The organism is Sporosarcina contaminans, assembly GCF_042679045.1.
Lineage (GTDB): Bacteria > Bacillota > Bacilli > Bacillales_A > Planococcaceae > Sporosarcina > Sporosarcina contaminans.
Window position 1 is genome coordinate 1 of record NZ_JBHTLT010000125.1, and the last position, 18,140, is coordinate 18,140.

Sequence of the window (18,140 nt, forward strand, 5' to 3'; positions counted from 1 at the left end):
CCACCTGTTCTATTTTAGGGACTTATTGGACAGCCCCTTTTTTTTATTTGACTAATTCTTCGATTTGCACTTCGCTCATTGGAATGCCCAATGCAGCTGCTACGCCTTCGCCATATGCTGGATCTGCAAGGAAGCAGTGGCGGATATGCTTGATTTTAATTTCTTTTGGCGCGTCACCCATATTGCGGGCAGTATTGCCGAATAGAGCTTCTTTTTGTTCGATGCTCATTAAGTTGAATAGTTTGCCAGGTTGTGTGAAGTAGTCATCGTCATCTTCACGGAAGTCCCATTGAGTAGCGTCGCCATTAATTTTTAGTGGTGGCTCTTTAAATTCAGGCTGCTCTCTCCATTCGCCAAAGCTGTTTGGTTCATAAGATGTTCTTGCCCCGTGGTTGCCGTCTACACGCATTGCACCGTCGCGGTGGAAGCTGTGGAATGGGCATTTAGGTGCGTTTACCGGAATTTGGTGATGGTTGACACCAAGGCGGTAACGTTGTGCATCACCGTATGAGAATAAACGTGCTTGAAGCATTTTATCAGGTGAGAAACCGATTCCTGGAACGATTGCTGCAGGTGTGAAAGCGGCTTGTTCCACTTCTGCAAAATAGTTTTCAGGGTTTCTGTTTAATTCGAACTCACCTACTTCGATAAGTGGGAAATCTTTTTTATACCAAACCTTTGTAAGGTCAAATGGGTTATAAGGCATGTTGTTTGCTTGTTCTTCTGTCATTACTTGGATGTACATTTTCCATTTCGGGAAGTCACCGTTGTCGATGCTGTTCAATAGGTCGCGTTGATGTGTTTCACGGTCTGTTCCGATCAACTCAGTCGCTTGCTCATCCGTTAAGTTTTCAATTCCTTGTTGGGAACGGAAATGGAATTTCACCCATACACGTTCGTTATCAGCATTAATCATGCTGTACGTATGGCTACCGAAACCATGCATATGACGATACGATTTTGGAATGCCCCGGTCACTCATAACGATTGTAATTTGGTGCAATGCTTCCGGTAGGGAAGTCCAAAAATCCCAGTTATTCGTTGCGCTTCTCATGTTTGTGCGTGGATCTCGTTTTACAGCATGGTTTAAATCTGGGAATTGCATCGGATCTCTGAAAAAGAAAACGGGTGTATTATTTCCTACAAGATCCCAGTTGCCTTCTTCCGTATAGAATTTAAGAGCAAAACCGCGAATATCACGTTCAGCATCAGCCGCTCCACGTTCGCCAGCTACAGTAGAGAAGCGTGCAAACATTTCGGTTTTCTTGCCGACTTCAGAGAAGATTTTTGCTTTCGTATATTTTGTAATGTCGTTTGTAACTGTAAAAGTTCCATATGCACCAGAACCTTTCGCATGCATACGGCGCTCAGGTATTACTTCACGATCAAAATGAGCTAATTTCTCGATTAGCCAAACGTCTTGCAAAAGGACAGGACCTCTTGGACCAGCTGTCATGGAGTTTTGGTTATCTACAACTGGTGCACCTGCAGCGGTTGTAAGTCTTGGTTTTTGTTGAGAATGATTCTCATTATTTTTCATTGATAATACCTCCTGATTTATATGTTAATGAACCTTCCATGAACACTATAGCACAGCTGTTTAATAAAAAACAAGCTTATTTATAATAATTATTGATAAAGAATTTCTATCTTGTAGTTATAAGTCGTTTTATCAGATAACTTCAGGAGAAATGTCGTAAATTGTCGAGGGTGGAAAAAACGAAAGATGTTAAGTAATCCGGGGTGTAGCTGTGTGAAAAAATGCTGTGCACTTTTACATCCTTTTATGGAACTCAATTGTTCAATTTACTATATCAGAGTCCGCGGGGACGTCTGCTGAAATGTTAAAGGGCTATGCTCAAAAATCATTTCTCATGACTTTTATGCATAGCCCTAATCTTCAACATTTACATAAACGTTTATGATAAGCTTCTACAGTTTTCCGGTAGTTTAAAAGGGTTTTCTTTGTTAATACGCTCATAAAACATTATTCCATTTAAATGATCAATTTCATGTTGAATTACAATAGAAGGATAGCCTTGAAGTTCAACTACAACTGTTTCTCCTTCTATATTATATCCTTTCACTTTAATCCTTTCATATCTTGGGACAAATCCATTTATTTCCCGATCAACAGAAAGACAGCCTTCGCTTGGCGGTAAATATATCATTGAAACTGAATGACTAATTATTTTTGGATTAATAAGCGTATATTCATGCTCTTTACCTTTCTCATCCGTTAAGTAAGCTACGAACATACGCTTATTCAACCCGATTTGGTTTGCTGATAAGCCAACTCCTGCACGCAATTTATATTTTTGCGATAAAAAAAGATCCTGACTGTTTTTCAAGAAGTTCATCATACATATTAACGTTTCTTTATCTTCTTTAGATAAAGGTATCGTCACTTCTTGTGTTGGTCGATGTAAAATTTTATTGCCATCTCTGACAATATCCTTCATCGTTAACAAATAATTCGAATGAAATTTACTCATAGGTAAAACACTACCTTTACTTTTGGTATTTTGAACATTTGAAAGCAGTGATTGTGTGAAGTCCTATTTATTATATTCTCTATTTCTCGTTATTTTCACTGTCTACACTTTTGAACATACTGCTTTTGGTTAACTATAATTCTTTCAGCAGTTTTTTCGTATTCTATTTTAAAACTTTACTATACGATATTGGACATTATTATAACAACCGCATGTCATATGTCAATAACTACAGGGAGTTCTCAAATGTTTACAGGACGGTTTTGGATATTTGTAGGATTGGCTTTCAATCGCTGCAACTAATTGTGTCCAAACCTTTACTAATTGGTGACTTTCCGTACATAAGTTTGCTGTTTTGTAACAGGAAGTCCGCAAATTGTTCACGAACTTCTTCTCAATACCAGATAGAGTTATAGGTAAGAGAAGAGGAAGGGTGAATGAATGTATGGAAGAAGTTTTATTAGCGAGAATCCAGTTCGCTTCCACAACTTTATTCCATTTCATATTCGTACCATTGTCGATCGGATTGGCATTAATTATCGCCATCATGCAAACGATGTACGTCGTGAAAAAGGAAGAGATCTACATGAAAATGACGAAGTTCTGGAGCGTCTTTTTCCTTATCAACTTTGCCATTGGTGTAGTGACAGGAATTTTGCAGGAATTTCAATTTGGCATGAATTGGTCTCAATACTCCCGGTTCGTAGGGGATGTTTTCGGGGCTCCTTTGGCAATTGAAGCATTATTGGCTTTTTTCCTTGAATCGACTTTCATTGGTATTTGGATCTTTGGTCGTGATAAATTGCCGAAGAAATTACATCTGTTCTCCATATGGATGGTATCGATAGGGACGATACTTTCGGCATTTTGGATTTTGGCAGCTAATTCATTTATGCAAAACCCGGTAGGCTACACATTGCAAAATGGCCGTGCTGAGATGAATGATATCATTGCCTTACTGACAAATGAAAAACTGTGGGTCGCTTTTCCACATACCGTTTTCGGCAGTTTCGCAACAGGTGCCTTTTTCATAGTCGGTGTTAGCGCATGGTATTTATTGAAAAAAAGGGATGTTGATTTTTTCAAACGTTCAATGACCGTTGCGATGGTCGTAGGTTTGCTATCAAGCTTCGGCTTAGCTTTTTCGGGCCACTCTCAAGCACAATATTTAATGCATGCCCAGCCGATGAAAATGGCAGCTGCTGAAGCGCTTTGGGAAGATAGCGGAGATCCGGCGGCTTGGACCTTGTTTGCAAAGATTGACGTGGAAAATAGGGAGAGCCATGGAAGAATTGATATTCCTTATCTATTAAGTTACCTAACATACAATAAATTTTCTGGAAAAGTGGAAGGCATGAATACACTTGAACAGAAAATGATCGAGCAACATGGAGAGGGCAACTATGTTCCTCCGGTGAAAACAACATTTTGGAGCTTCCGTATTATGGCGGCTACCGGAGGCGTCTTAGTGGGGATTAGCTTACTTGGCTTGTTCCTAATCATGCGGAAAAAAATAAAAAATAGTAAATGGTTTTTGCGTATCTTAATACCGGTCATTTTCTTTCCTTTCATCGGAAACTCGTTCGGTTGGATTATGTCCGAAATTGGGCGACAGCCGTGGGTTGTCAACGGATTGATGAAAACAGCAGATGCCGTTTCTCCGAATGTGTCGGCTGGCCAGATTTTATTTTCACTCATTTCATTTTCGACAATTTATACGATCCTCGGAATTATTATGGTCGTGCTATTTGTAAAAGTCATTCAGCGCGGCCCCAATGAAAAGATAGAAGAGGATGTTTCGGCGACGGATCCATTTGAGATGGGAGGCGTTGAGCATGCAGTTAAGTGAAATTTGGTTTTTATTGATCGCGATTCTTTTCGTAGGATTCATCTTTTTGGAAGGCTTTGATTTTGGAGTTGGAATGAGTACAAGGCTATTGGCGAAAAATGATTTGGAAAAACGCATTTTAATGAATACAATCGGGCCTGTTTGGGATGCCAATGAAGTTTGGCTTATTACGGCAGGTGGAGCGATGTTTGCTGCGTTCCCGCATTGGTATGCAACGTTGTTCAGTGGGTACTATTTACCTTTCGTGTTCCTTCTACTGGCGCTCATTGTAAGAGGAGTTGCATTTGAATTCAGAGGCAAAATGGAATCCGTGAGATGGAAAAGAATTTGGGACGGGGCAATTTTCATAGGCAGTGCACTGCCTCCGTTCCTTTTCGGAGTATTATTCACAAGTTTGATCCGCGGGCTGCCGATTGATGCGGATATGAATATGCACGCCGGATTTTTCGATATTGTGAACGTCTATACTGTAATCGGTGGATTGACGTTCGTTGCTCTCTCTTATTTGCACGGTTTACTGTTCATCACGATGAAAACAGTCGGTGAGCTTAGGGAAAGAGCGCATAATGCGACACGGAAGACTTATTTGGTGACTGGTGTACTACTCGTACTATTCATTGGCATGACCGCAATTGAAACGGAAGCATTTACGGTACATCGTGGCATACTATTGCTGGTATATGCGGTGGGCGTTTTGCTTTTTGCTGCACTGTTTTTCTTCTTGAAAAAGAAAAAGGAAGGGCTCAGTTTCACGATGACAGGTCTTTTACTCTCCTTGATCATGTCTTCTTTTTTCATTACATTGTTCCCGAATGTCATGATCAGTTCTATTGATCCGACTTATCATATGTCTATCCATGAGGCTGCCTCCGGAGAATATTCACTTCGCGTCATGACAATTGTGGCGGGCACAATGATACCGATTGTAATGGCCTATACAATTTGGAGCTATTATGTATTCCGGAAACGCCTCACGGGTGAAAAGGAGCATTTGGAATATTGATGGATAAACAATTGCTTCATTATAAGGGAAGCCGTTCGGTAATCGTTTGGATCGGGGTACTGACAGCGCTGCAATCGGTAGCGATCCTATACCAGGCAATCTACCTATCGAAAGCAATTACGCAAATGTTCTTAGGAGATGGGTGGTCTTCTGTGTCCGTATCCTTTGCCTTGTTTGCTGCGGCGCATGTTTGCAGGCATTTACTGCAATGGATGAAGGAAAGAATAGCTGGCCGATTTGCTGAGCGTACAGCGCTCGAACTGCAACAGCAATTGATCCAAAAGATTTTCGGTTTAGGCCCCCGCCGGGCGGTTGGTAAATACGGCTCGGGAAACTTAGTGACACTCTCCCTAGAAGGCGTGCCGAAATTTAAAAAATATATTGAGCTTCTTATTCCAAGAGGACTTTCAATGGCTTTAACGCCAATTGTCATTTTGATTTATACATTTACATTGGATATCACTTCCGGTGTTACTTTGCTGCTCGTCATGCCGATTTTAATTGTTTTCTTAGTGCTCATTGGCCTCGTTACAAAAAAGCGGACAGATGCACAAATGGAAACGTACCAATTGCTATCGAGCCATTTCGTCGATTCGCTAAGAGGGCTTGTAACGCTAAAGTATTTAGGCAGAAGCAAATCGCATGAAAAAGCGATTGCCACAGTAAGTAGAAAATACCGCATTGCAACGAACCGATCGTTGCGTTATGCATTCCTTTCCGCGTTTTCTTTGGATTTCTTTTCAAGCTTGTCCGTCGCGGTAGTTGCCGTTCAATTAGGATTGCAATTAATCGAAGGAAATATGGCGCTTTTCCCAGCATTAACGATTTTAATATTGGCCCCTGAATACTTTTTGCCAGTGAGAGAGCTTGGAAATGATTTTCATGCAACGACGGATGGCAAAGAAGCTGCCGAGCAAATTCAGGGAATTTTGCAGGAGGAAACAATTGATGCTAATGACGCTCCTACATTGGAAGACTGGTCTGCAACGAGCAAATTAAAGTTGTCTGGGATCCAATATAGTTCAGAGGAAGGTCAGAAACTGTTGAGTGATATCAATATGTCTGTGACAGGCTATACGAAAGTTGGCGTAGTCGGAAGCTCGGGGGCGGGAAAATCGACATTGATTGATCTTTTATCAGGGTTTGCAGTTCCACAAACTGGCAAAATCACGATCGATGGCAACGAAGTGGATCATTTATTCATCCCTGACTGGCAACGTCAACTGACGTATATTCCTCAACATCCAACGATTCTGTCGGACAGTATAGAAGCCAATATAAAGCTTTATTCGCCTATGGCAACTGATGAGGAAGTTGAAAATGCAGTGCATAAAGCTGGTCTTTCTCGATTAGTGGCTTCGTTTCCTAACGGCTTAAAAGAAAAAATCGGGCAAGGGGGAAGAGTGTTAAGCGGCGGGGAAGAGCAGAGGGTAGCTGTCGCAAGGGCAATGCTTCAGGAACGTCCTATTCTTTTATTGGACGAACCGACCGCCCATCTTGATATTGAAACTGAGCATGATTTGAAAGAGTTGCTCTTGCCCCTAATGGAAAATAAACTGCTGTTTTTCGCAACACACCGTCTTCATTGGATGAAGCAAATGGATAGGATCATTGTCATGATGGATGGCGGCATTGCAGAAGTTGGGACGCATGATGAATTGCTGAAAGCGGGCGGCGTTTATACGAAACTTGTCCAAGCGCATCGAAAGGGGATGTCAGGATGAACAATGTACAAACTTATATCGTTCCCTATATGAAGAAATATAAGAAATTGATGGCTACGACAGTTTTATTAGGTCTATTAGCGATTCTGTCTGCGGCTATGTTGACATTTACGTCAGGATTTCTTATTTCAAAGACATCCCTTCGGCCGGAGACAATTTTATTAGTATATGTACCAATCGTCGCAGTGCGCGCTTTCGGTATTTCTCGTGCTGTGCTCCGCTATTTAGAGCGACTTGTCAGCCATGATGCGGTGCTTAAAATATTATCCGATATGCGAGTTGCACTTTATCGGGCTTTAGAGCCGCAGGCGCTGTTCATTCGTTCACGGTTCAAAACGGGCGACCTATTAGGAACGCTGTCCGATGATATTGAACATTTGCAAGATGTGTATATTCGAACGGTTTTTCCAACTTTAATCGGTCTATTTTTATTTGCGTTTGCCATCGTGACATTGTCGATTTTTGACTGGCTGTTCGGCCTGTTTTTAGCGATCTGCTTAGGCATTATCGTTTTTGTCTATCCGATGTTGTCATTGAACATTATGAAGAAGAGACAGCTTCAGGCAAAGGAATTGCATAGTATGTTATATGCCACGTTAACGGATGCGATCTTTGGCATTCGAGATTGGATTAGTAGTGGCAGAACGAATGAGTTGAGCAGCAATTTCATGAAGGCGAGCAAAGAAAGCTTTCATGCGAAACGAAAATTGACAGAGTATGATCAATCTCGTACATTCCAAATGCAATTGATTTCCGCGGCAATTGTTATTATTGTCGGAGTATGGGCAGGATTGAAAGCAGGTGAAGGCGTTATAATGCCAGTTTACATTGCGGCGTTTACATTAGTAGTGATTCCAATTGTAGAAGCGCTCATGCCCATTTCTCACGCGGTAGAGAGGATTCCTCATTATGACGAGTCTTTGAAGCGTTTGGAAGCAATCGATCAGCATAGTCCTGAGGTGCAAACAGAACAAGAGGAAAATAAGCTGTTGCGATCGATTGATATTCGTTTGGACAGCGTCTCTTATCGCTACTCGAATGAACAAGCAGACGCTGTTCATAATATTTCTTTGTCAATTCCTCAAGGACGGAAAATCGCTATTTTAGGGAAAAGTGGTGCAGGTAAATCTACACTTATGCAGCTGCTTTTAGGTACTTTGCAGCCAACAAATGGAAAGATAACGCTAAATGGGAAAGAGGCAGCTTTAAAAGGTGATCGTATTTTCGATCAGATTGGAGTATTGGAGCAAAAACCTTATTTATTTGCCACGACTGTCGCAAACAATATAAAGCTTGGCAATGCTTCCGCAACTATGGAAGAGATTGAAAAGGTTATCGGGCAAGTCGGCTTAACAAAGTATATGCAATCATTGCCAAAAGGCTTGCATACACAAATGGAAGAAACCGGGCAGCGTTTTTCCGGGGGAGAGCGGCAACGCATTGCGCTGTCTCGAATCCTATTAAAAGATACTCCTGTCGTTATTTTGGATGAACCGACAGTCGGCTTGGATCCAGAGACGGAAAATGCTTTAATTGAGACGATCTTTGATGCACTTGCTGGAAAAACAATCATTTGGATTACACATCATCTTTCTGGCATGGAAAAAATGGATAGCATTCTTTTCATGGAAGAAGGATCGATTGTTATGGAAGGTTCGCATGATGAGTTGTTAGCAACGAATACACGATATCGAAAGCTGTATGAGTTAGATAAAGGCTTATAATAAAGGATACGACCGAGAGTGTCTGCCAATAAAAGTTGTGCAGCAAAGTACTGTATTAAAATGACGTATGTTGAAGTTTGATTTGTTTTAAGGTTTTCTGTATATCCACAAAAATAAAGTTGCTGCCAAATGTCTAATAAACTTTGTCAGCAACTTTTTATTTTCAAAAAGGAAGTTTGATGAAATAGCCTATGGATAGACAAATAATAGAAGAGATAAACGTACCAATCGCGGCAAACAGCAAGTATGTTTTCATCTCCATGTTAGCTGTGCCCGATAAATAACAAACGATATGCCGCATGCCCGGTACGAAATAGCCGATCGTAACCGTCAAAGCACCGTATTTTTCAAAGTATCGTTCGACAATTTTCAACCTTTTTGGTGAAAGACTAATCCATTTGCCATATTTCTGAATAAGTGGCTTACCAATTTTCCTTCCTAACGTATAGGTGAATATGGTGCCTGTCATAACACCTAAAATTGTAAGAATCATGGCGATGAAATAATTAAACGTGCCAATTGCTGAAAGGTGGCCGATAAACGCGACGATAATTTCGTCGGGCACTGGCAAGCCGAATATGCCAAGTGCCAAAAAAATAAAGGTGGAAAAGTATCCATAATGGACGATCAATTCTTGAAGCTGTAACATTTTCATTCCCCATCTGTTTGTAATCTCGTAGTAAACATCTTTTGGATGTGTAATGCACATCTTTTATTCAGAAAGCAATCAGAAAGCATGAAGTTCACTATACACTCCATTCTCCGACTGCCTGCCCCAATTTCACTTCCGTATTTGCGGAAATTAAAGGTGTAAATGAGTCATTACGCTCCATAAACAAAATGACGGTCGATCCGAAAGAAAAATATCCGAAATCCTCGCCTTTTTTACATTCCTTCGATGAATCGTTTATATGGATACTATTGACGTTCAAAGCACCGACTTTGACGACAGCAATTCTTCCGAAAGAAGTCATCATTTCGGAAATGAGACGGTAGTTCGTTGCAAAAGGTCTATTGCCTAAGCGTAAACCTAAATCATTTACCGGAAATGAGGTCGTGCCTAATGCATATCTTGATAGCAATTCACCGTCTATCGGGTAATGAAAATGATGATAATGGCTTGGAGAAAGGTAAAAAATGAAAAAAAATCCGTTTTTATAAGGGATTGCCCTCTTTTCATCCCCAAAAATATCTTTTATACTATATAGATGGTCCTTAATTTTAAATGATTGGTTAGGGCCGATTTTTTCAGCGGCGCTCACAAAGCCATCGACCGGAGAAATGATAATATTGCTTCTTTCATCAATATGGCGGGAACCTTTTTTCAAGTTGCGCGTAAAATATGCTTGAAGGCTGTCATAATATGCCACCGGAAATTCTGCTTCATCTTGATTGATGCGGTATGTTTTTGCGAAAGGCCTAATCAGCTTGCGGCTGAAGCGTGAGCGGGTGATAAATTGCAACATCGATGAAGACACTGGATGACCAGTCAATTCGACGAAATAGTTGAATAGCGCTTTTTTCATGACATCATTCTCCAATGCTTAAATATCCGAATTGGATAAGTATAATGAAGTACAAATAGTTTTAGAACTTCCGTATACGATAATAGCTGATTTGTCGATATTTATCTACCATATTATAGACAGAAACTGTCATGCAACATAAATAAAATATAGAATGGAGGGAATCTTATGTTTTTATCGAGATATTTTGATTATACGAAGTTAAAAGGACAAATGGCGAATGCAATTACATTGCTGAATCTCAGCTTCGGAATTATTGCTATTATTCTTATTGCGAAAGAACTTAGTCATATGAGCCTTGTTTTTATTTTCTTGGCGGCTTTGTTTGACCGGTTTGACGGCCTCGTTGCAAGACGCTTCCATTGTGAATCCTTATTCGGGAAAGAATTGGACTCGCTAAGCGACCTCGTATCGTTTGGTGTAGCACCGGCGTTATTGATTTACATGACTGATTTATCGTCGATGCTTTGGGTCGGGATCGGAGCGACCGTTTTCTACATTCTATCTGGTGCTGTTCGTCTCGCACGTTACAATGTAAAAGAGTTTGACGGATCTTTCTATGGCCTTCCAATTACAGTCGCTGGCGTTATATTGGCATTATGTTATTTCTTAAGCCCTTATATGGCAGCTCCTTATTTCGTTATCATCATGGTCGTATTAGGCATCATGATGGTGAGCAATTTCAGGATCGCAAAAATATAAATATGCGAGGTGGTCACTGTCGTGGAAAGTACAAGCATCTTTCCCGACAGCTTGATCATTTCATATCTTTTTTCAAATTAAAAACTTTACAGGATCGATTGAAATTTTATATAATAAATTTTGTGATCCATACGGAGATGTACCCAAGAGGCTGAAGGGGACTGACTCGAAATCAGTTAGGGCGTTCACGCGCCGCGGGGGTTCAAATCCTCTCATCTCCGCCATACATATTCAAGCTTTGATATGACAACCTTTCTGAAAGTACTAGCATACTTTTGGAATAAAAGGGTTGTCATTTTGTTTTAAAATGCACAATTTGCGCTGGTCGTCAGTCGATTTCAGCTTTGTTTTCATGATCCTCAAGTCTTAAAAAAACAGCAGCTGTAAACAAACGTTTGGAATGTTTCAGGCGAATTAATGATTGTCAATCCATTTTTCACCTGTAATTTTTTCAAATAGTTCTGCTGACTTACTATTTGTTAATTGTGCGTATTTGCTTTCACCTTCTATAATAAGTTCCACTTTATCTTAGTCTGGACTAATCCATAGGTCATAAATTAACTTTTTTGAACCAGATTCTTCATTTTCCTTTAAATAGAATTTGTAATGTGGATAGCTTGCCATTTCTACTTTTGAATTTTCTCATCTAATGTCACTACGTATTTCTTTGATTTTTTGTATTTCATGATCATTAGTTATTTCTTTGATATGTTCATATTTATCTCTTCTCCTAAACGTTTTTCTACTATAATCTTTAATTCCTTATTCTGTTCTATAATCCCATTTTTCTCATTTTTAATTCAATTGGAACACCCTGCAATAAGAATTGACAATACACTAATACATGCAATGAACTGTTTGTAATGTTTTAGTACGGTCACTCCTCGCATAAAATTTGACGAGTATTATTTAGAGAATTTTCGGGGAGTTGCTTGCATGTATAAATCACAATGCCCTTAATATAATAGTCAATTCTTGCTCGCCTGGGAGTGGGACTTTCGGATAGGTTATCGATTGTAAGCAGCATTCAGGAACATCCAGCATAAATTATCAAATTGTAAATAATACGCCTGCTGCATAGGTTGGTTATATTAGGGAAGAGGCTAAAAAAATTCTGCAACGCTCTCATATAGGTAACTAATAGGGTTTGAACTCGGAATTGTGTACCGGGATCAGACCTTTTGCATTCTTCACCGAAACATTTCATTTTCTTTGGATGAACTGCCGCCTCTCTGTTATTCTATAAGAAGGAATGATGTAAATGTCCGGACCATCTTCAAAGCAATTGCAAGCTTATCCCGCAATCCATAAGGGCAGACTTTCCGGTGCTGTCAGCAAGATGGAACTGCCGTTCGACTATTTGCAAATATATAAACTGCTAACCGTACCGCCGATGAGCGGATCGATTTTTGGAAAACGAGAGCAATTGGCCATGGAGATGCGGAATTAGAAGGTTTACATAAGGAAATTACAGCCTAGCCTATTGAAACGATCGTCGACTGACAAAGGACGATGATTTACAGCGCGTCAATTTGAAAAATGTAAAGAAGTATGGGGGCTAAGCCCATCTGTGCTACGGGAGTTTTATGCAACGATAGAAGTGAGTGAATTCCTTAGCAGGGAAGAAGTACGTTTGTTGTTAGAGTAAAGCCCGCACCGCTTTTTGGTGCTTTTTTCTTTGAGTATTTCGTTAGACAGACGCTATTACAAAATCTATTAAAAAAAGAGGTGATTTCAATCGAACGTGCATTATCTGTTCTCTCATCCTATTTTGGTTTTTCTTCATTCCGAACAGGTCAGGAAAATGCTATCCGCAACGTTTTGAATGGAAAGGACACGCTCTGTGTCATGCCAACTGGGGGCGGGAAGTCAATATGCTATCAAGTGCCTGCCCTCATAATGGAGGGAACTGTATTAGTCGTTTCTCCCCTTATTTCATTAATGAAAGACCAAGTGGATGCTCTCCATCAAGTCGGTATTCCAGCTGCTTATATTAATAGCACGTTATCCAGTGAGGAGTATTTTGGTACGTTGGAAAATGCGCAAGCAGGTATGTATCGGCTGTTATACGTTGCTCCTGAACGTTTCGATTCCCCTTCCTTCATTCAACAGCTCAGCAAAATGGAAATACCGATGATCGCAATTGATGAGGCGCACTGTATTTCCCAATGGGGACATGATTTCAGGCCGAGCTATCGGATGATGAGCAAAGTGATTGGAGCATTTGAGAAAAAACCGATTGTCCTTGCGTTGACCGCGACTGCAACCCCAGCAGTGCGTGATGATATATGTGAACAGCTTCGCATTGATCCGGAACATACCGTAATGACCGGCTTCGAACGAAGTAACTTAACCTTTTCTGTCATTAAAGGACAAGACCGGGAAAAATATGTGAAAGATTATGTAAAGAAAAATGAAGGGGAAGCTGGTATTATTTATGCGGCTACCCGCAAAGCGGTCGATCAGTTGTATACCGTCCTGAAAAAAAGTGGAACGCCTGTTGCAAAATATCATGCGGGGCTTTCTGATTTGGAACGTCAATCTGAGCAGGACCGATTTTTGATGGATGAGGCAAAAGTGATGATTGCAACGAATGCATTTGGAATGGGCATTGATAAATCGAATATTCGCTATGTGATCCATTATCAAATGCCAAAAAATATGGAGAGCTATTATCAAGAAGCGGGGCGCGCAGGAAGAGACGGACTGGATAGTGAATGCACATTGCTTTTTTCTTCGCAGGATGTGTTAACCCAACGTTTTTTAATTGATCAATCGCAGGAAAGCAATCGTATTCCTGCCGAGCTTGAAAAATTGCAGTCAATGGTAGATTACTGCCATACGGAATCATGCTTGCAAAAATTCATCATTTCTTATTTCGGAGAAACAGACTTGGAAGATTGCGGAAAATGTGCAAATTGCACAGATACGAGAGAAGCTTTTGAAGTAACAGTAGACGTACAAAAGGTGCTATCTTGCGTCATCCGCATGGGTCAGCGCTTCGGTAAGACGATGATTGCGCAAGTACTGACTGGCTCCCGCAATAAAAAAGTGTTAGAATTTAACTTTGATCAGCTGTCGACATACGGTTTAATGAAAGACCGTAATACGAAGGAAGTCTCCGATTTCATTGAATTCATCATTTCCGAAAATTATTTAGGTGTAGAAAATGGACAGTTTCCTATAATATATGTAACGGAACAAGGAAAAGATGTGTTAACTAATAAAGTGAAAGTATTCCGAAAAGGATCAGTTGAAACGAAGCAAATAACGAAGGAAGATCCGCTGTTCAATCAACTCCGTGCCCTTCGTATGCGCATGGCACAGGAGGCTGGAGTTCCACCATTCGTTGTTTTCTCCGATAAATCGTTGCATGACATGGTTGTGAAAATGCCGAAAACCGAAGAGGAATTTTTACAGGTGAACGGCGTTGGAGCAGCTAAATTGGAAAGGTATGGAGAAGCATTCATAGAAGAAATAAAATCTTTTGCAGCTCAGTCTGTGTAGCAAGACTGATTGTCCGCATAATCGAAAAAGCAGAGATGGAGCATATCGCCCGATCTCTGCTTTCTTTTTTATTTTGATGGATCAGTTAGCTGCAAATTCCTTTTCATCCCGAAAACCGTATAAAGGGCAACCACCAACAATACGATACCTGTTACGATAAATCCACCGTTATAGGATAGATCCAAATAGCCGATAATACTTGAGCCTACAACGACTCCAATTGAAAAGAACGCATAAAAATAACCATATGCTTTACCACGGAATTCTGGAGATGAAGAATCGATCAGCAAAGAGTTGATGGATGGGAATAAAAAGGCAAAGCCAACCCCGTATAATGCCATTGCGAAGTATAATAAGCTCATATCATCAGTTTGGCTTAAAAACAGCATGCTGACGCCCATTACGGAAATGCCGAAAGCCAAGGTGAGCATCGGCCGCGCCTTATCAAAAATCCGATTGATCGGCAAAAGAAAAATTAATATAGCAACGATTCCAAAAGTGCTCAGCAACATGCCACTCGTTTTCGTATCAAACCCCAAACCTTCTACTTTTAAAGGCAATACAAGCGCTAAAACACCTTGAGAAAACATTAGGAAGAATGCTCCAGCGAACGCACGAACCATACCTGGACTCTTGAATAAATACCGGACTCTGAAGTTTTTAGAATCGGCCTCCTGCTTTTTCTTTGCTACTGTAAACGAACGGAGTAAAAAGAACGCAAAAATAGCTAAAATAAGCATAATGGCTCCGTTGACAGCCATAATGAAGGGGGCGCCTGTTTTTGCAGCGACGATGCCGCTATATGCTGGCCCAATAATTGCCGCTGATCCAACGAAAGCTCCTGAAATAGCGACGCTTCTGCCACGCTTGGATTCCTTTGCACGATTCGCCAAAAAAGTAAACGCTGCTGGAACAATTAATCCTTCCATAAAGCCGTGGACTAATCTCACTATGAGCAAGGAGAGTGGATCATTCGCAAGCATATAGCAAAATAGTGAAAAGGCTGAAGCGAAAAGCCCGATCAATAGAACGATGAAAGGACCTCTCTTATCTGTTAAAAAGCCCGATATGACATTGCCGATCGTATTGGAAAACGAATACATGCCAACGACTAGGCCTGTTACGAAAGAGGAGGCACCTAAAGAAAGGGCTAAAGGACTCATAATGGGCAGTTGTGAAAACAGATCGAAAAATGAGAAAAAGACAATAAGATAAACAAAAATACGCATCGTAAAGCCCCATTTCAATTAATATACACTTCTTCTACTTTATCATGTTCTATGATTTAGGGAAAAGAAAGAGTCTGAACAGAAACAGAAATTATGGCAATCTGTCATCTATCAATATAGAATGAAAAATAGGCAATTAATTTCAGTTGAAGGATGTGGTTCGCATGGTAAGGAAAATAAAAATCGGAATTGTCGGATATGGAAATTTAGGAAGAGGCGTAGAATCAGCAATTGCACAAAATGATGATTTAACAATTGTTGGTGTATTCACAAGACGAGCCCCTGACCAGCTCCAATTATTGAATACCGATATACCGATCATCCCTTATGATGATATTTTACAGTACAAGGAAAAAGTAGATGTTTTAATTCTATGCGGCGGGTCGAAGGATGATTTACCGAAACAAGGCCCAAATCTTGCCGCACATTTTAACACAGTCGATAGTTTTGATACACATGCGAAAATCCCTGAGTATTTTGAGGCAGTGGATGCTTCCGCTAAGCCGAATGGAAAAACAGCAGTCATTTCCGTCGGATGGGATCCAGGACTATTTTCTCTGAACCGTCTTTTCGGTGAAGCAATTCTTCCAGAGGGGGCAACCTACACGTTTTGGGGAAAGGGTTTAAGCCAAGGTCATTCGGATGCAGTTCGTAGAATCGAAGGTGTTAAAGGAGCCGTTCAATATACAATCCCGGTGGAAGAAGCAGTCGATAAAGTACGGAGCGGAAAACTGCCGGAATTAACGACGAGAGAGAAGCATACGAGGGAGTGCTATGTTGTTTTGGAAGAAGGGGCTGTTGCAAAAACAGTTGAGCAAGCAATCAAAACGATGCCGGATTATTTTGCCGATTACGATACGACCGTACATTTTATTACGGAAGACGAGCTGTCGCGTAATCATAGTGCGATGCCTCATGGCGGATTCGTTATCCGGAGCGGTAAAACAGGAGAATCAAACAACCAAGTGATGGAATATTCTCTGAAATTGGAGAGCAATCCCGAATTCACTTCAAGCGTTTTGGTCGCCTATGCAAGGGCTGCTTATCGTCTAAACGAACGTGGCGATACAGGCGCTAAAACAGTGTTTGATATTGCACCCGGACTGCTTTCCCCGAAATCACCAAGCGCATTGCGAAAAGAAATACTATAACGTATTCATCAGAGTGATGAAGCTATTCTAAAAAGACATGACTCCATTGGAATGAAAGATTGAAAATGCTTTCAAAACGAAATTTATTCAATTATAATGAAACCTGTAGAAATTATTTAGGAGGTCGAAATAGTGCCGAAAAATGACGAAACACTTACAATGTTGAAAGACTTGACGGATGCGAAAGGCATTCCGGGAAATGAACGCGAACCTCGTGAAGTAATGAAAAAATATATCGAGCCATTCGCCGATGAAATTGATTATGATGGGTTAGGCTCCCTTATTGCTAAGAAAACAGGTGATCAAAACGGACCAAAAGTAATGATTGCTGGCCATTTGGATGAAGTTGGTTTCATGATCACGAAAATTGATGATAAAGGTTTCCTTTCATTCCAAACAGTCGGTGGCTGGTGGTCACAAGTTATGTTAGCGCAGCGTGTGACGATTGTTACACGCAAGGGTGATACAATTACAGGTATTATCGGATCAAAACCACCGCATATTCTATCTCCTGAAGCACGCAAAAAACCGGTAGACATTAAAGACATGTTCATTGATATTGGCGCAACTTCTAAAGAGGAGGCAATGGGGTGGGGCGTGCTGCCAGGCGACATGGTCGTACCGTATTTTGAATTCACAGTGATGAATAACGAAAAATATTTATTGGCAAAAGCTTGGGATAACCGTATTGGTTGCGCAATCGCGATCGATGTCATGAAGGCGTTAAAAGATGAAAATCATCCGAACATCGTATTTGGAGTAGGGGCTGTCCAAGAGGAAGTCGGCTTACGTGGAGCGAAAACAGCTGCTATGAAAATCCAACCGGATATCGGTTTTGCAGTTGACGTAGGCGTTGCTGGTGACACACCAGGAATAACTGCAAAAGAATCAACAAGCAAAATGGGCGATGGTCCACAAATCCTCCTTTACGATGCTTCTATGGTATCCCATAAAGGACTGCGCGATCTTGTCGTCGATACAGCTGAAGAGCATGGCATCCCATATCAATTTGAAGCAATGCCTGGGGGAGGAACAGACGCTGGATCGATCCATTTAAGCGGAAACGGGGTACCTTCATTAGCAATCTGTGTTGCAACACGCTATATTCACTCACATGCAGCGATGCTTCATAGAGACGACTACGAAAATGCAGTGAAGCTTATCGTAGAAGTCATTAAAAAATTAGACAAAGACACAGTCCACGAAATTAAGTTTGCATAATATCGAAAA

At 40.8% G+C, this 18,140-nt stretch carries 14 protein-coding genes and 1 tRNA gene; 10 read left to right on the top strand and 5 right to left on the bottom strand.

From position 1 onward, the window contains the following. Nucleotides 1-43 precede the first annotated feature (43 nt). Together ACFQ38_RS15550 and def are read right to left on the bottom strand one after the other, a co-directional pair. Nucleotides 44-1,540 (bottom strand): catalase, encoded by a 1,497-nt coding sequence (locus ACFQ38_RS15550; protein ID WP_336824994.1) that lies wholly within the window; start codon nt 1,538-1,540, stop codon nt 44-46. A gap of 379 nt (nt 1,541-1,919) precedes the next feature. Next, the gene (gene def / locus ACFQ38_RS15555) at nt 1,920-2,495 is read right to left on the bottom strand and encodes a peptide deformylase (protein ID WP_336824993.1); all 576 of its coding nucleotides are present in this window, start codon (nt 2,493-2,495) and stop codon (nt 1,920-1,922) included. Between the two features lie 445 nt (nt 2,496-2,940). On the opposite strand from def, the gene ACFQ38_RS15560 reads away from it, so the two are divergent. Genes ACFQ38_RS15560 through cydC form a run of 4 tightly spaced genes read left to right on the top strand, consistent with a single transcriptional unit; the run spans nt 2,941 to nt 8,795 of the window. After that, a complete protein-coding gene (locus ACFQ38_RS15560; protein ID WP_336824992.1) occupies nt 2,941-4,344 on the top strand; it encodes a cytochrome ubiquinol oxidase subunit I in 1,404 nt (467 codons plus the stop codon). Beyond that, nucleotides 4,331-5,347, top strand: a complete 1,017-nt coding sequence (gene cydB / locus ACFQ38_RS15565; RefSeq protein ID WP_381482047.1) for a cytochrome d ubiquinol oxidase subunit II — start codon at nt 4,331-4,333, stop codon at nt 5,345-5,347. Before ACFQ38_RS15560 ends, cydB begins: the two co-directional genes overlap by 14 nt. Next, on the top strand, nt 5,347-7,071 hold the full coding sequence (gene cydD / locus ACFQ38_RS15570) for a thiol reductant ABC exporter subunit CydD (protein WP_336824995.1): 1,725 nt from the start codon (nt 5,347-5,349) through the stop codon (nt 7,069-7,071). Before cydB ends, cydD begins: the two co-directional genes overlap by 1 nt. Then, the gene (cydC, locus tag ACFQ38_RS15575; RefSeq protein ID WP_381482049.1) at nt 7,068-8,795 is read left to right on the top strand and encodes a thiol reductant ABC exporter subunit CydC; all 1,728 of its coding nucleotides are present in this window, start codon (nt 7,068-7,070) and stop codon (nt 8,793-8,795) included. The genes cydD and cydC overlap by 4 nt, the downstream gene beginning before the upstream one ends. A gap of 163 nt (nt 8,796-8,958) precedes the next feature. Here cydC and ACFQ38_RS15580 read toward each other — a convergent pair whose 3' ends face one another. Both ACFQ38_RS15580 and asd read right to left on the bottom strand, forming a co-directional pair. After that, nucleotides 8,959-9,444 carry a DedA family protein gene (locus ACFQ38_RS15580; protein ID WP_381482051.1) on the bottom strand — a complete coding sequence of 162 codons (486 nt, stop codon included), beginning with the start codon at nt 9,442-9,444 and terminating at the stop codon, nt 8,959-8,961. A 97-nt stretch (nt 9,445-9,541) separates the two neighbouring features. After that, entirely contained in the window at nt 9,542-10,321 is a 780-nt protein-coding gene (asd, locus tag ACFQ38_RS15585; RefSeq protein WP_381482053.1) for an archaetidylserine decarboxylase, read from the bottom strand. 168 nt (nt 10,322-10,489) lie between these two features. On the opposite strand from asd, the gene pssA reads away from it, so the two are divergent. From pssA to recQ, 4 genes are all read left to right on the top strand, one after another. Then, nucleotides 10,490-11,023, top strand: coding sequence for a CDP-diacylglycerol--serine O-phosphatidyltransferase (gene pssA / locus ACFQ38_RS15590; RefSeq protein WP_336824987.1), 534 nt, complete (start codon nt 10,490-10,492; stop codon nt 11,021-11,023). A 133-nt stretch (nt 11,024-11,156) separates the two neighbouring features. Continuing rightward, nucleotides 11,157-11,247, top strand: a tRNA-Ser gene (locus ACFQ38_RS15595). Nucleotides 11,248-12,284: 1,037 nt separating this feature from the next. Next, complete coding sequence (locus tag ACFQ38_RS15600) at nt 12,285-12,473, top strand: hypothetical protein (RefSeq protein ID WP_381482056.1); 189 nt, start codon at nt 12,285-12,287, stop codon at nt 12,471-12,473. Nucleotides 12,474-12,751: 278 nt separating this feature from the next. Further along, a complete protein-coding gene (gene recQ, locus ACFQ38_RS15605; RefSeq protein WP_381482058.1) occupies nt 12,752-14,530 on the top strand; it encodes a DNA helicase RecQ in 1,779 nt (592 codons plus the stop codon). Between the two features lie 68 nt (nt 14,531-14,598). Here recQ and ACFQ38_RS15610 read toward each other — a convergent pair whose 3' ends face one another. Then, a complete protein-coding gene (locus tag ACFQ38_RS15610; RefSeq protein WP_381482060.1) occupies nt 14,599-15,759 on the bottom strand; it encodes an MFS transporter in 1,161 nt (386 codons plus the stop codon). A 164-nt stretch (nt 15,760-15,923) separates the two neighbouring features. On the opposite strand from ACFQ38_RS15610, the gene ACFQ38_RS15615 reads away from it, so the two are divergent. Together ACFQ38_RS15615 and ACFQ38_RS15620 are read left to right on the top strand one after the other, a co-directional pair. Further along, nucleotides 15,924-16,910, top strand: coding sequence for a diaminopimelate dehydrogenase (locus ACFQ38_RS15615; protein WP_381482062.1), 987 nt, complete (start codon nt 15,924-15,926; stop codon nt 16,908-16,910). Between the two features lie 159 nt (nt 16,911-17,069). Continuing rightward, nucleotides 17,070-18,131: a M42 family metallopeptidase gene (locus ACFQ38_RS15620; RefSeq protein WP_381482102.1), complete on the top strand. Its 1,062-nt coding sequence runs from the start codon at nt 17,070-17,072 to the stop codon at nt 18,129-18,131. The last annotated feature ends 9 nt before the right edge of the window (nt 18,132-18,140 follow it).

Bases quoted from the DNA above. Each gene is read 5' to 3' on its own strand.
- pssA (WP_336824987.1), top strand. From the start codon at position 10,490: ATGTTTTTATCGAGATATTTTGATTATACGAAGTTAAAAGGACAAATG.
- ACFQ38_RS15600 (WP_381482056.1), top strand. From the start codon at position 12,285: ATGTCCGGACCATCTTCAAAGCAATTGCAAGCTTATCCCGCAATCCAT.
- ACFQ38_RS15615 (WP_381482062.1), top strand. From the start codon at position 15,924: ATGGTAAGGAAAATAAAAATCGGAATTGTCGGATATGGAAATTTAGGA.
- cydB (WP_381482047.1), top strand. From the start codon at position 4,331: ATGCAGTTAAGTGAAATTTGGTTTTTATTGATCGCGATTCTTTTCGTA.
- asd (WP_381482053.1), bottom strand. From the start codon at position 10,321: ATGAAAAAAGCGCTATTCAACTATTTCGTCGAATTGACTGGTCATCCA.
- ACFQ38_RS15560 (WP_336824992.1), top strand. From the start codon at position 2,941: ATGGAAGAAGTTTTATTAGCGAGAATCCAGTTCGCTTCCACAACTTTA.
- ACFQ38_RS15610 (WP_381482060.1), bottom strand. From the start codon at position 15,759: ATGCGTATTTTTGTTTATCTTATTGTCTTTTTCTCATTTTTCGATCTG.
- def (WP_336824993.1), bottom strand. From the start codon at position 2,495: ATGAGTAAATTTCATTCGAATTATTTGTTAACGATGAAGGATATTGTC.
- ACFQ38_RS15550 (WP_336824994.1), bottom strand. From the start codon at position 1,540: ATGAAAAATAATGAGAATCATTCTCAACAAAAACCAAGACTTACAACC.
- cydD (WP_336824995.1), top strand. From the start codon at position 5,347: ATGGATAAACAATTGCTTCATTATAAGGGAAGCCGTTCGGTAATCGTT.
- cydC (WP_381482049.1), top strand. From the start codon at position 7,068: ATGAACAATGTACAAACTTATATCGTTCCCTATATGAAGAAATATAAG.
- ACFQ38_RS15580 (WP_381482051.1), bottom strand. From the start codon at position 9,444: ATGTTACAGCTTCAAGAATTGATCGTCCATTATGGATACTTTTCCACC.
- ACFQ38_RS15620 (WP_381482102.1), top strand. From the start codon at position 17,070: ATGTTGAAAGACTTGACGGATGCGAAAGGCATTCCGGGAAATGAACGC.